This is a genomic window from Lysinibacillus sp. GbtcB16, from assembly GCF_019091145.1.
GTDB lineage: Bacteria > Bacillota > Bacilli > Bacillales_A > Planococcaceae > Lysinibacillus > Lysinibacillus fusiformis.
Map to the genome: position 1 here is coordinate 884,051 of NZ_JAGXJV010000001.1, position 12,413 is coordinate 896,463.

11 protein-coding genes are annotated in these 12,413 nt (G+C 38.5%); 7 read left to right on the forward strand and 4 right to left on the reverse strand.

Features of this window, described 5'->3' with window-relative positions:
• The first annotated feature begins 15 nt into the window (after positions 1-15).
• Positions 16-1,314, forward strand: coding sequence for an MFS transporter (locus KVT27_RS04315; RefSeq protein ID WP_036124626.1), 1,299 nt, complete (start codon positions 16-18; stop codon positions 1,312-1,314).
• Between the two features lie 89 nt (positions 1,315-1,403).
• Here the strand turns inward: KVT27_RS04315 and KVT27_RS04320 are convergent, their stop codons facing one another.
• Positions 1,404-3,191: a sensor domain-containing diguanylate cyclase gene (locus KVT27_RS04320; protein WP_254636045.1), complete on the reverse strand. Its 1,788-nt coding sequence runs from the start codon at positions 3,189-3,191 to the stop codon at positions 1,404-1,406.
• A 226-nt stretch (positions 3,192-3,417) separates the two neighbouring features.
• Here KVT27_RS04320 and KVT27_RS04325 point away from each other — a divergent pair, with 226 nt between their 5' ends.
• The 5 genes from KVT27_RS04325 (at position 3,418) to KVT27_RS04345 (ending at position 6,683) form a co-directional block, all read left to right on the forward strand.
• On the forward strand, positions 3,418-4,185 hold the full coding sequence (locus KVT27_RS04325) for an isocitrate lyase/PEP mutase family protein (RefSeq protein ID WP_036147672.1): 768 nt from the start codon (positions 3,418-3,420) through the stop codon (positions 4,183-4,185).
• A 25-nt stretch (positions 4,186-4,210) separates the two neighbouring features.
• Positions 4,211-4,768, forward strand: a complete 558-nt coding sequence (locus KVT27_RS04330; RefSeq protein ID WP_036124631.1) for a bifunctional transcriptional activator/DNA repair enzyme AdaA — start codon at positions 4,211-4,213, stop codon at positions 4,766-4,768.
• A 13-nt stretch (positions 4,769-4,781) separates the two neighbouring features.
• Positions 4,782-5,696: a DNA-3-methyladenine glycosylase family protein gene (locus KVT27_RS04335; RefSeq protein WP_217580798.1), complete on the forward strand. Its 915-nt coding sequence runs from the start codon at positions 4,782-4,784 to the stop codon at positions 5,694-5,696.
• Positions 5,683-6,180 carry a methylated-DNA--[protein]-cysteine S-methyltransferase gene (locus tag KVT27_RS04340; RefSeq protein ID WP_036124635.1) on the forward strand — a complete coding sequence of 166 codons (498 nt, stop codon included), beginning with the start codon at positions 5,683-5,685 and terminating at the stop codon, positions 6,178-6,180. Before KVT27_RS04335 ends, KVT27_RS04340 begins: the two co-directional genes overlap by 14 nt.
• 170 nt (positions 6,181-6,350) lie before the next feature.
• Complete coding sequence (locus KVT27_RS04345; RefSeq protein ID WP_036124637.1) at positions 6,351-6,683, forward strand: DUF378 domain-containing protein; 333 nt, start codon at positions 6,351-6,353, stop codon at positions 6,681-6,683.
• A 96-nt stretch (positions 6,684-6,779) separates the two neighbouring features.
• Here the strand turns inward: KVT27_RS04345 and KVT27_RS04350 are convergent, their stop codons facing one another.
• From KVT27_RS04350 to KVT27_RS04360, 3 genes are all read right to left on the reverse strand, one after another.
• A complete protein-coding gene (locus tag KVT27_RS04350) occupies positions 6,780-8,300 on the reverse strand; it encodes a CoA-acylating methylmalonate-semialdehyde dehydrogenase (protein WP_036124639.1) in 1,521 nt (506 codons plus the stop codon).
• A gap of 12 nt (positions 8,301-8,312) precedes the next feature.
• Positions 8,313-9,674 carry an aspartate aminotransferase family protein gene (locus KVT27_RS04355; protein WP_217580800.1) on the reverse strand — a complete coding sequence of 454 codons (1,362 nt, stop codon included), beginning with the start codon at positions 9,672-9,674 and terminating at the stop codon, positions 8,313-8,315.
• A 170-nt stretch (positions 9,675-9,844) separates the two neighbouring features.
• Positions 9,845-11,014, reverse strand: a complete 1,170-nt coding sequence (locus KVT27_RS04360; RefSeq protein ID WP_217580802.1) for a PucR family transcriptional regulator — start codon at positions 11,012-11,014, stop codon at positions 9,845-9,847.
• Between the two features lie 140 nt (positions 11,015-11,154).
• On the opposite strand from KVT27_RS04360, the gene KVT27_RS04365 reads away from it, so the two are divergent.
• Entirely contained in the window at positions 11,155-12,399 is a 1,245-nt protein-coding gene (locus KVT27_RS04365; RefSeq protein ID WP_217580804.1) for a Zn-dependent hydrolase, read from the forward strand.
• The last annotated feature ends 14 nt before the right edge of the window (positions 12,400-12,413 follow it).

Sequence of the window (12,413 nt, forward strand, 5' to 3'; positions counted from 1 at the left end):
ATAAGGGGTAAATATATGGAAGCTAAGTTAAAAAAGAATACAGCTACTTTAGTTATTTTAGCTGTTTCAGGTGCATTAATTTATGCATTACCGTATTTTAGAAATTACTATTATGATGTCTTTCTCGATGCATTTCATTTGACGAATACTCAAATGGGGACACTTGGTAGTGCATATGGTGTTTGTTGTTTAATTTCTTATATTTTTGGAGGATTTTGTGCAGATCGTTGGAAAACAAAATATTTATTAACTATTTCTCTAGTGGCCACAGGGCTATTAGGTTTTACATTATTACTGTATCCACCATATCCAGTGCTTCTCCTCATCCATGCTGCTTGGGGAATCACGTCCATTATGACATTTTGGGGAGCGCTAGTAAAAGCAGTACGTTCTTTAGGTTCTGAAAATGAACAAGGAAAAGCTTTTGGATTTTTTGAAGGTGGCCGTGGCGTAACCAATATTATTCAATCTGCTGTGATTTTAGGGATATTTGCTTTTTTTGCGAAGCATATGAGTGATAAAATGGCGCTCTCAGCGGTTATTACAGTGTATTCTGTCATTTGTCTTTTGTTAGGATTCATGATTATGATGCTTTATAAAGACCCCGATCAAGGGACTGTAGCTAGTGAGCATAAAGATGGTAGTAAATCATTTGATTGGGCCGTCCTTTGGAAAGTATTAAAGATGCCAACAACTTGGCTGGCAACTATTCTTATTTTTACGTCTTATGCGATGATCATTAGCTATTATTACATCACACCTTATGCAACAGCCGCATTTGGTGCATCTACGTTAATTGCTGCTGCTTTAGGTTACTTTTCTCAGTATTGTCGACCAATCGGCAGTTTTAGTGCAGGCATTATTGGTGACCGGATAGGTGTGTCTAATATGGTGTTAATCGGCTATATATTATTAGCACTAGGCTTAGTGGGACTCATCTTATTACCAGGCAAAGCTTCCTTTATCCTGATGCTCTTAATATTTATTGGGATTATTTATACATCCATGTATGCTTTGCAGGCAATGCATTTTGCTATTTTAGTAGAAGGAGATTATCCTGTTGAATCAACAGGAACAGTATCCATGCCGCTAATGATTATTGGCTATAGTGGGGAAATCTTTATGCCAATCATTGCAGGCGCTTGTTTAGATTATTGGGGTGGCACAGCAGGCTATAAAGTATTCTTTGGTATATTATTAGGTTTAGCTATAATTGGATTCGTTACAGTAGTCATTTGGCAACGTGTAACGAAAGAAAAACGCAAGGAGATTGCATTGCAAAGAAGGCTTGCGAAGGAACAAGTACTTACTTAATTTAGCTTCAAAAAAATTCATAGAACGTCTTCCAATGAAATAAAAGATGACTTTGGCATAAGCCGAAGTCATCTTTTTCGTCAAGAGAATCACAGGGTGGATGCCTCTTGATTAGTCTCTGAATTTTTATCATTCTGTAAAAATTCCACACGGTTTCTACCATATTCCTTTGCTTGATATAAAGCTTTATCACATCTTGATAATAAGGAATGAATCGTATCGCCAATGACAAAGCTTGTTACACCAAAGCTACTCGTTTTTTGATGAACAACTGGAAATGAATGTTGTTCAAGCTGCTGTCGTAGATTTTCAGACAGTTGCACAGCATCCTTTAAGCGAGTGTGTGGACAAACAACTAAAAATTCCTCGCCGCCCCATCTACCCACGATGTCTTCTACTCGTACGTGATTTTTCAAAATGTCTGCTGCATGACGTAACACAAGATCACCCACTTGATGTCCGAATTCATCATTCACAGCTTTAAAATGATCAATATCCAACAAGATAATCGATAGGGGTGTGCCATTTTCTGTAGCTTGTTCAAATTCTTTTTCTAATACGTCATCTAAGCGTACACGATTTGGTATTTGAGTGAGTCGGTCTGTGTTTGCTAATGCTTCAAGCTCAAGCTTGGCTGATTCAAGCTCTTTTGTCCGTTCTTGAACTTTATATTCTAATGTTTCATTTAATGTTTCTTGCATGAGTTGATGTTCTTTTTTAATAATGTTGATTTTATCACCCAATGCTAAAGATAAAAAAATGGATTCAAAAATAGCACCAATGGCTGGTACTTCCTCAAAAACTCGTGGATGGAATGGAATAATACTTAAAAACGCCAGCGCTTGAACAATGATGGAGCTTAGTAAAACTGTCCAGCCAATGATATAGTATCGAGCCATCTTTTGCCCTTTTCTGAAAACGAAAATGCCAGATAGCCATAGAAAGATAAAGACTACTACCGCAAAGGTAGTTGTGAAATTATTGATAAATGCAACGTCAGAAAGAATAAAAGATGCCATTAAAGAACAGATGGTGATCCATAAAAGTAGTTTTCCGATTGTATGGAATGACGGTAGAAATTTTTTCAACTCCAAAAACTGAAGACAAAATAGGAGCATAAATAAAAGCAGTAGATTGCCGCTAATGGTTAATGATTTAATAAAAAATTCTTGTGACAACCAATTGCCCAATAATTCTATGTCTAGCGAATTTAACGTTGCTTGATAGAAAATAAAACTTAGCATATATAAAACATAGAAAAAGTAAGCTTTATCTTTCAATGAAAAAAATAAAAATAAGTTATAAATTAATAGAGCTGATAAAAAACCATAGAAAATGCCAGTTAAAAATTTATATTCACTCATCTTATTTGTAAAACTTATTTCGGTATATAAAAAGGAGGTAATACTTAGTGGTAATGCACCATCTAGCTTAATAAAAATTTCTTGAGTAGAAGGGTCGTGGATGTGAAATAAATTAGAACGAGATGGAAGTGATTGTTCCCCTAGATTAGCAATGCCTCTTCGTTGCACATCATAGGAGCCATCCGCTTTTACTGAGAACAACTCAATGCTATCTAATTTATCTGTCACCTCTAGCCAATAAGGTTCCCCTTTATCTAATAAAATCTTGTCCATAGATAAGCGTAACCAAATGGTATCTTGAGTATGCCAAAAGAATGGATAGGGTTGATTGCTGGCCACAAAGAGATGGTCATAAGTGCCGTTCAATATATCTTCAATAGGGACCTTTTTTGATGGATCTCGAAAAATTTCATAATGCTCTCCTACTATAATAGGTTCTACTAGCTCATCTGTTGGGCTCATAGCACTTACAGGAGGTATAAGGATGATAAAAGAAAGGGTAAAACAAATCAATAACAGGGTTTTTCTGATCCTTTTGTTTTTCATCAAAAATTCATTGCTCCCATTCTACCGTTACTAGGTGAAGTTAAATAGCTACAACATTTGTTTAATTTTCTCTTTTCGGAAATTTAAGTTAATTGATACCTCCTTATTATAGACTATAACAGCAAGATTGAGGACGAAATAAATGGGAACTTCCTGATAATATGAGGCTAGTAAATGATAGGAGGCTTTCAATATGTCAAACATTCAGAAATTTAATGATTTACATGACTCGCAGGAGCTTTTATTTTTAGGGAATGCTTGGGATGTGTTATCAGCGCTCATATTAGAAAAAGCAGGTTTTCAGGCGATTGGTACAACTAGCTGGGGGATTGCGAATTCACTAGGCCATGCAGACGGGGAACTGATTGATTTTCAGCGTCATTTGGCCATTATTCAAGCTATAACAGCGCAAGTAAATATCCCCGTATCAGCGGATATTGAAGCGGGATATGGTCATGATGAGCAATGCATTATTGACAATGTGTTAAGGACTGCTGATGTTGGAGTAGCTGGAATTAATATTGAAGATTCATTCAAACATCAAGTAGGCTTAAGAAGTCTTACAGAACACTGTCATTTGCTTACAAATATGAGGTCTATGTTAGATAATCGTGGTTATCAAAATTTTTTTATTAATGCTAGAACAGATACGTATTTTCAAGTTGAACAGCCATATCAAGAAACGATGACTAGAGCAATGGCTTATGTCGAGAGCGGAGCAAGTGGTGTTTTTATCCCAGGCTTAACAGATGTAGATGAAATAAGAGCTATCACAAGCAATGTGGATGCACCGATCAATCTACTTTCTTTACCAGGTTTAACAAATTGCCAAACATTAAAAGAATTAGGGGTAAGACGCATGAGTTTTGGCAATGCACTTTCGGATAAAATCATTGCCTATTTGACAGCGCATACTGCACAATTAGTGAAAGACCAAGATACTTCTTCTTTATATGTGTAATCTATGAAAATGAGGTGAGCCATTCATGGACAATGCAATCCATTTATCCTTTGAGGAGAAGTGGGAAAAGATTATAGCCTGTGATCAAACCTATGATGGACTATTTTATACGGCGGTTAAAACGACTAAAATTTATTGCCGTCCTTCCTGTAAATCAAGAAAGCCAAAAAAGATGAATGTTGATTTTTATGAATCTATTCAAGAAGTCGAGACAGCGGGCTACCGTGCTTGTAAACGATGTCAGCCTGAAATCGAATGTTCACCACACACACAATTGATTCAACAGGTAACAGCTTTTATCATTAGTGCGTATAAACAAAAGGTAACCTTGCAGGATATGGCAGAGCATGTTGGTATTAGTCCATTCCATCTTGAGCGACTATTTAAACAAGTGACAGCGGAGACGCCTCGAGCCTACCTTGAAAAAATAAGAATTGATAAGGCGGCCCACCTTTTAAAACATACAGACTATACAAATTTGGATATTTGCTATAAAGCTGGGTTTCAAAGTCCGTCTAACTTCTATAAAGTGTTTCGACGATTAAAAAATTGCTCGCCCACAGAATTTCGTAATCTTTCATAGAAAGGGGTAGGCTATGAACTGGATGAATCACGCTCATTATGTGGAAATCGAACCTCCAGCGGAATTTAATTTTACAGAGTGTTGGATGTTTTTAAAACGATCCAATCAAGAAATTCTCCACCAAATAAAAGAGGATGTTCTCTTTAAATTACTAAAAATAAAGGATCAGCTAATTGTATGTAGAATAAGTGAGCAAGCTTATAAAATGAAAGTAGAATTTCCGATGAATCAGCCATCACTCCATGACAGAGAAGGAATTGTCCGCTATCTTATAGAATGGTTTGATTTAGAAACGGATTTGGCTTGTTTTTATCAGATGGCTAACAAGGATAATATTTTACAGCCATTGACAGAAAAATATAGAGGATTACGTTTATTGGGAATACCTGACTTATTCGAGGCTCTCGTGTGGGCTATTATTGGACAGCAAATTAATTTAACGTTTGCCTATACACTTAAAAAGCGCTTCGTTGAACAATTTGGAGACAGTGTTACCTTTGAAGGGGAAAGCCACTGGTTATTTCCAACACCTGAAAAAATCGCTACTATCCAAGTGGAAGATTTAAGGAACCTTCAGTTTACGCAAAGAAAAGCAGAGTACATCATTGATATTGCGAAATGTATAGCGAGCGGCCAATTGACAAAGGAAATGCTGCGCCAAAAAAAGGACTATGAGGACATGAAAAACAGTTTAATGGCTATTCGGGGCATTGGGGCATGGACGGCTGATTATGTGCTAATGAAATCTTTCCAAGAGCTATCCGCATTCCCCATAGCAGATGTGGGTCTACATAATGCTCTAAAAAGGCAATTAGGTTTAAAACGAAAACCTACGATTGAGGAGATCACCCACTATTCGCAACATTGGCAAGGATGGCAGGCTTATGCCACCTTTTACTTATGGAGGTCATTATATGAAACAGTTTAAATTAGATTATCAATCACCGATTGGCATCATTGAAATCGAAGGACATGAAGAAGCAATTGCTGGCATTAATTTTGCAGAACGAGAAGAGCTCATCCATGTTCCTCAACAAGACACACCAGCAGTGCTCCTAGAATGTGCAAAGCAAATACATGAATATTTTAGTGGGGAACGACATGAGTTTTCTTTTCCCTATGTTTTTAAAGGGACAGACTTCCAACAAGCCGTTTGGCATGCTTTACCTAGCGTAGGCTACGGTGAAACAGCTTCCTATAAAGATATTGCTGTGGCTATTCACAATGAAAAGGCAGTGAGAGCAGTTGGTAGTGCCAATGGTAAAAATAATATTAGTATCGTCGTTCCTTGTCATCGAATTATTGGTTCTAACGGATCTTTGACTGGATATGGTGGTGGAATGTGGCGTAAAGAATGGCTCCTTCAACATGAACAATCTCATCAATTAAAGGGCAATGCCAAAAAAGGCTAATTACACCTAGTCCATCTGGCCACCTCCTGTATAAAAAAGAGGTTATTGCAAAAAATAAGACCGTCAATATGGCGGTTTTAATGACTAGTCTTTATCATTTTATCGCTTCTTATGACACCTCTCTGCTAAAAAAATTAGCTAGGAGTAAAAATGATAAAGGAGGTGTACTCATGAGCGTGCTCTATAGAATCGCATTAGTGTTAGTCATTATAGGGGCAATCAACTGGGGACTCATTGGATTCTTTAGATTTGATTTAGTGGCTTATTTATTTGGCGGGCAAACAGCGGTTTTATCGCGATGGATTTACGCACTAGTCGGAATCGCTGGTTTAATTACTTTACCAATTTTGGTGAAGCGATTTGAAGACGAGGAAGACATAGATACTTATACGCGTATCGATCGAAATCCTAGCTATGGCATGGAGGCTGGGGAAGAAGCGGATTTCACTGAAGTAAAGAAGACAACTGAAGTGAAAAAAGTGGAGAAGAAAGACAATATGTAAGCTTTTGATAAAAACTGGTGGCCATATTTGGTTCATCAGTTTTTTTCAAATAGGGGAAAACTCGCGTAGTCCATTCGATGACTACGCAAGTTAACTTTATGCTTGATTGCTTGGGAAGGCAAAGGATGATGTAGTGTCATGATCCTGTGTGATCCATTTTTCTGAAATGGTCTTTGTTTTTGTAAAGAAGCGTACCTGATCTGGTCCAAACATATGTCCCTCACCAAATCTTGAGCGTTTCCAGCCACCAAAATTATGATAGCCTACTGGAATGGGGATAGGTACGTTCACGCCAACCATCCCTACTTCAATTTCAGTGGTGAATTTACGAGCAGCTGCACCATCATTCGTAAAAATTGTCACGCCATTACCTAGTTCATGGGCATTGATTAAAGCAATCGCTTCATCCAATGAATCCACACGAACCATATTGCGGGCTGGCCCAAAAACCTCCTGCTCATAAATTTCCATACCAGGTTTAACATGATCGAGGAGAGTAGGACCTAGATAAAACCCTTTTGATTGCTTGGCAATTTCCGGATGTCGTCCATCACAAACAATGGTTGCGCCTTCCTGTAGGCTACGATCAATATAGCCAATAATCGTTTCCTTCGAATGCTGTGTAATAACTGGACCGAAATCAACGTCGGGGTCTGTATAAGGTCCCACTTTTAATTTGGCAATTTTATCAGCTAGGATGGAGACTAATTTATTCGCCGTATCCTCCTTTACAGGAATAATGGTAGAAATCGCCATACACCGTTGAGAAGCTGCCCCATAGGCTGCTCCTAAAAAGGCATTTGCGACATGCTCTAAATCAGCGTCTGGCATGACAACCATATTATTTTTCCCACCGCCTAGCGCAGTCACACGTTTCCCATGTTTAGAAGCCGTGGCGTAAATAGCTTCTGCAACAGGAGTGGACCCTACAAAGGAAACTGCTTCAATTAGTGGATTGGATAACAGCTCATTGACAGCATCTTTATCACCGTTAATGACCGTCCATACACCATCTGGTAAGCCTGCTTTTGTCCATAGCTCTGATAGATATAGCGCAGAACAAGGGACACGCTCGGATGGCTTTAAAATGACACAGTTTCCTACTGCGACAGCCATGCTTGTAATGGCTAGTGGGACCATAACAGGAAAGTTAAATGGTGAAATGGCAGCCACTACGCCTAATGGTGCTTTTGTGGAATAAGCATTAATTTGACCACCCACATTAACGGAATACTCACCTTTTAGAAAGTGTGGGGCATTGATGGCTAAATCAACCGATTCTAAACCACGTGTAATTTCGCCCTTCGCATCTTCTTTGGTTTTGCCGCTTTCCTTACAAATCATATCGATGAGCTCATCCATATTGTCTGTTAGTAATTGGCGAAACTTGAGCATAATTTCTGCTCGTTTCCCAACGGATAATGCGCGCCATGCAGGGAATGCTTTTTGGGCAGCATTAATCGCTTCTTTTACCTCTTCTTGTGTTGCTAGGGGAACTCGCGCAATGACAGAGCCTGTGCTTGGATTATATACATCAGAAAAATGTCCACTTTTTCCTAAAACAGTTTGTCCATTCATAAAATGGCCTAATTCTTGAATATCCGTATTCGTTATCATTGAGCTGTCCTCCTACAATTTTATAGCATGTAAGGCTTGGGTGAATTTTTCCACAAGGAAGTCAATCTCCTCAGAGGAGACGATTAGTGGAGGAGATAGCGTTAAAACATTATTGTAGCCTGCAACAGTTACACCGTTCTTACCAATAATTAGCCCCTGCTCCTTACATTGCGCAATAACGTTATTAACGAGTGTGACATCTAGTGGGGCTTTGCTCTTCTTGTCTTGTACAAGCTCTATACCGATCAAAAGACCTTTTCCACGAATATCCCCGACATATGGGTGTTCCTTTAATTGCTCTTGTAAAGTTTTAAGGAGCGTTTCTCCTAACGTAGCGGAATAGTTAAATAAATTTTCCTCTTCCATAATTTCAATATTTTTCAATGCCACGGCACAAGCAGCGGGCGAGCCACCAAAAGTATTAACATGGCGGAAGAAGTCGTAATCATCATTCCCTGCAAAAGCCTCATAAATTTCACGTCGAACAGCAGTAGCAGATAGTGGCATATAAGCGCTTGTTAAGCCTTTAGCCATGGTCACAATATCAGGCTGTATGCCGTAGTTTTGGAAACCAAAAGCTTTCCCTGTACGCCCAAAGCCACAAATCACTTCATCCACAATTAATAATGCACCATGTTTTTCACAAACTGCTTTAACCCCTTGTAAGTAATTCTCATGGGGCATGATCACACCGCCGCCAGTAATGATTGGCTCCATAATGACAGCAGCAATAGAATCAGACATTTCCCAAGTCATGACATGGTCGATCGCTTGGACGGATGGCAGTGCACATGGATCTTTACTTTTAATATGGTCTTCATTGGCACGATACGAATCAGGTGGCGTGACATGGATAAAACCAGGTGCCAATGGCTCATACTTGTATTTTCGCTGAGCTTGTCCAGTTGCCGCTAAGGCCCCCATTGAGCTCCCATGATAAGCGCGATAACGAGAAATAATCTTCGTTCGATTGACATGTCCTTTTTGTTGATGATATTGTCGAGCGATTTTGAAGGCAGCTTCATTCGCTTCAGAACCACTGTTCGAGTAAAAGACGACATAATCATCTCCTAATAGTTCACTAATCTTTTCACTTAATTGAATGGCAGGGATATGCCCGACAGATAACGGTGTATACGTATTTTCTAGTAATTGATCATAAGCAACTTGAGCAATTGCCTCTCGACCATAGCCAACATTTACACACCATAAGCCTGCCATAGCATCTAAATAGCGTTTTCCTTCAGTGTCAGTAATCCATGCGCCCTTAGAAGATTGAACAATCATCGTTGCTTTTGGGTTGTATGGCTTCATGGAGTGCCATACAAATTGTTCATCTTTGACTTGCCAATTTGGTCTTGTTACATTGGTCACTATATTCACTCCTTAAACAGATAATGGCAGAACATGCATACGTCTTAGGTCAGATGTGGACAACAAAAATGCAAAGTCGACCCCATTTGTACTTTATATGTATGCCTTAAGAGTTTTAGAAGGAATATTTTTTGATAGAAAATTCGGATAATTAAATGGCTACATAGCTATTATTGATGTGTTAAAACATCCTCTATTAAAAAGGCAATATACAAATTTGTCTTAGTAAAGGGATTACTCAAGTCCATATCTAAAAGCATTTCAATTTTTTTTATTTTATAAAGAACCGTGTTGCGATGAATAAACTGACGCTCACTAATCCTACTTGTACTGCCATTTTCCTCAAGAAAAATGCGTAAAAATGGTACATAATCTGTGTTGTGCACATCATCATAGTGGTAGAGATGACCAAGAATATCTTGGCTGAAGGATTTCATGAGTGATTGATTTTGCACAGCCATAATAATTTTATAGGCACCTATTTCTTTATATTTATATAAAAAACGATTGTTGTGTAGCTGAGCTAAATGAATGACTGTTAAAGATTCATCATAGCTTTTGCGGACATTTTCAAGCTCTTTGTGATAGTTGCCTTTTCCAATAATCATATCCAAGCAACCATTTTTCAACGTAATTTTTTCATAGATTTCTTCAACGATTTTTGAGAAGGGTATATTTGGTGTATTGATCTGTGTTTTATCAATTAAAAAGATGAGGTAGTTTTTATGTTTTAATTTTAAGAAGCGTTGATAGCGATTTTGAAAAGCGAATTGCACCAATACCTCATATCGATCAATGGAGGCTTGAGTGCCGACCGTTGTGCAAGTAATGATGGCTAATTCTCTCCCTTGAGGAAAACCGAGCTGTGCTAGCTGATCCTTCATGGTGTTAGCGTTTTGTTTGTAATGGAATAATAAATTGAACAGAACCTTTTCTTCGATGGATAGCTCCTGATGGTGGTTGGCGATAAACTGAAAGGTCGTTTTTAATAGATCGGCAATTCGAAAATTCCATGGCATTTGAAAAATAGGGAAATGATATTGATTGGCAAATGAGATGACGGCCTCTGGAATATTAGGAATGAATGGACCTGTATTAATAATAAAACCAGCTACTTTTTTGGCGTAGGCTTGTTTCACAAGTTGTTCTAATGAATTTACATCTGCATCTAAATGAATACCAGTTGTGACGACTAATTCATTGGGTCTACAAAACATGATTAAATCATTGCTTTCAACAACATTAATACCAGTAACTCTTCGATACGTACCACTATGTCCAGCGACTAATGTGAGCATTGGGAATTGAACTCCCTCCACAATTTTACGAATCGTCCCCATATTTCCCCCCCTTAATTATGAACATAACTTACCATATATGATGTGCAGTTGCACATATTTTTTTAGTTTTCTATCCATATCTCTCAAATTTTATCTATTTTAGAATGTTTAATAACTACTGTGAAAGAGAGGACTTGCATATGTATAAATGTAATAGTAGACGATTGCAAGAGTTAATTGAACAATTTAGTCAATTTGGGGCTACTGAAAATGGTGGCGTCACACGTTTGTCTCTTTCGGATGAGGATGTATTAGCACGAAACTATTTTTGTGAGTGTTGTGAAGCTCTAGGTATGGATATTGATGTGGATGATATGGGAAATATTTATGCGACTCTTGCTGGGAAAAAGGATGTGCCACCAATTGTTATGGGTTCCCATTTAGATTCGGTGGAAAAGGGTGGAAGATTCGATGGGGTATTAGGCATCTTAACGGCTATCGAGGCAATTCGAACGATTAAAGAAAATGAAATTGAAGTGGATATTCCGCTCATGATTGTTAATTTTACGAATGAAGAAGGGGCTCGTTTTGACCCAGCAATGATGAGTTCGGGGGTGATCACCTCTAAATTTGCCAAAGAAAAGATGCTCCAATCCACAGATAAAAATGGTGTTCGTTTCCATGAAGCGTTACAAGCAAGTGGGTATGAGGGAGAGCAAGCCAATCGTCTGAAGGAAGCACTAGCTTATATCGAATTGCATATTGAGCAAGGGCCGGTGTTAGAAGCGAAACAACGTGAAATTGGGGTTGTAGAAGGTGTGCTTGGCATGGTTTGCTACGAAATTACGATTACAGGGCAATCGAACCATGCTGGAACGACACCCATGTCAATGCGGAAAGACCCGATGATTGTTGCCTCAACACTCATAACAGAGTTACATGAGCAATTAGGAAAGATTGATGAGCAATTAGTGTTTACATTTGGCCGTCTGAATGTTTTGCCAAATATTCACACAGTCATCCCTAATCAGGTGACAATTACGATTGATTCTCGTCATCAAGATCCTGAGGTGATGGAACAAGTTGAGGATATTCTTCATGCACTACCCGAAACGGCAGGAGGATGTAATATCCACCCAGTAAAGCTATGGGGTAGAGAAACCGTGTATTTTGATACAGCTATTTGTAATGAGGTAGAAAGAGCCTGTCAGAGCTTCGGTTATACTGCACATCGCATGTTTAGTGGAGCAGGACACGATGCCCAGTATATGGCGAGTATGGTTCCCTCGGCAATGATTTTTGTTCCAAGTATTCAAGGGAAGAGTCATTGTGAGGAAGAGAAAACAACCTTTGAGGATTGTGCAAAGGGAGCAGATATTTTACTAGAAACGGTTCTAACGCTACAAACAAAATTTAGTATGGGCGAAACGTATACATTGCATTAAACATGAAGTATTCT

Bases quoted from the DNA above. Each gene is read 5' to 3' on its own strand.
- KVT27_RS04315 (WP_036124626.1), top strand. From the start codon at position 16: ATGGAAGCTAAGTTAAAAAAGAATACAGCTACTTTAGTTATTTTAGCT.
- KVT27_RS04325 (WP_036147672.1), top strand. From the start codon at position 3,418: ATGTCAAACATTCAGAAATTTAATGATTTACATGACTCGCAGGAGCTT.
- KVT27_RS04330 (WP_036124631.1), top strand. From the start codon at position 4,211: ATGGACAATGCAATCCATTTATCCTTTGAGGAGAAGTGGGAAAAGATT.
- KVT27_RS04335 (WP_217580798.1), top strand. From the start codon at position 4,782: ATGAACTGGATGAATCACGCTCATTATGTGGAAATCGAACCTCCAGCG.
- KVT27_RS04340 (WP_036124635.1), top strand. From the start codon at position 5,683: ATGAAACAGTTTAAATTAGATTATCAATCACCGATTGGCATCATTGAA.
- KVT27_RS04345 (WP_036124637.1), top strand. From the start codon at position 6,351: ATGAGCGTGCTCTATAGAATCGCATTAGTGTTAGTCATTATAGGGGCA.
- KVT27_RS04350 (WP_036124639.1), bottom strand. From the start codon at position 8,300: ATGATAACGAATACGGATATTCAAGAATTAGGCCATTTTATGAATGGA.
- KVT27_RS04360 (WP_217580802.1), bottom strand. From the start codon at position 11,014: ATGGGGACGATTCGTAAAATTGTGGAGGGAGTTCAATTCCCAATGCTC.
- KVT27_RS04365 (WP_217580804.1), top strand. From the start codon at position 11,155: ATGTATAAATGTAATAGTAGACGATTGCAAGAGTTAATTGAACAATTT.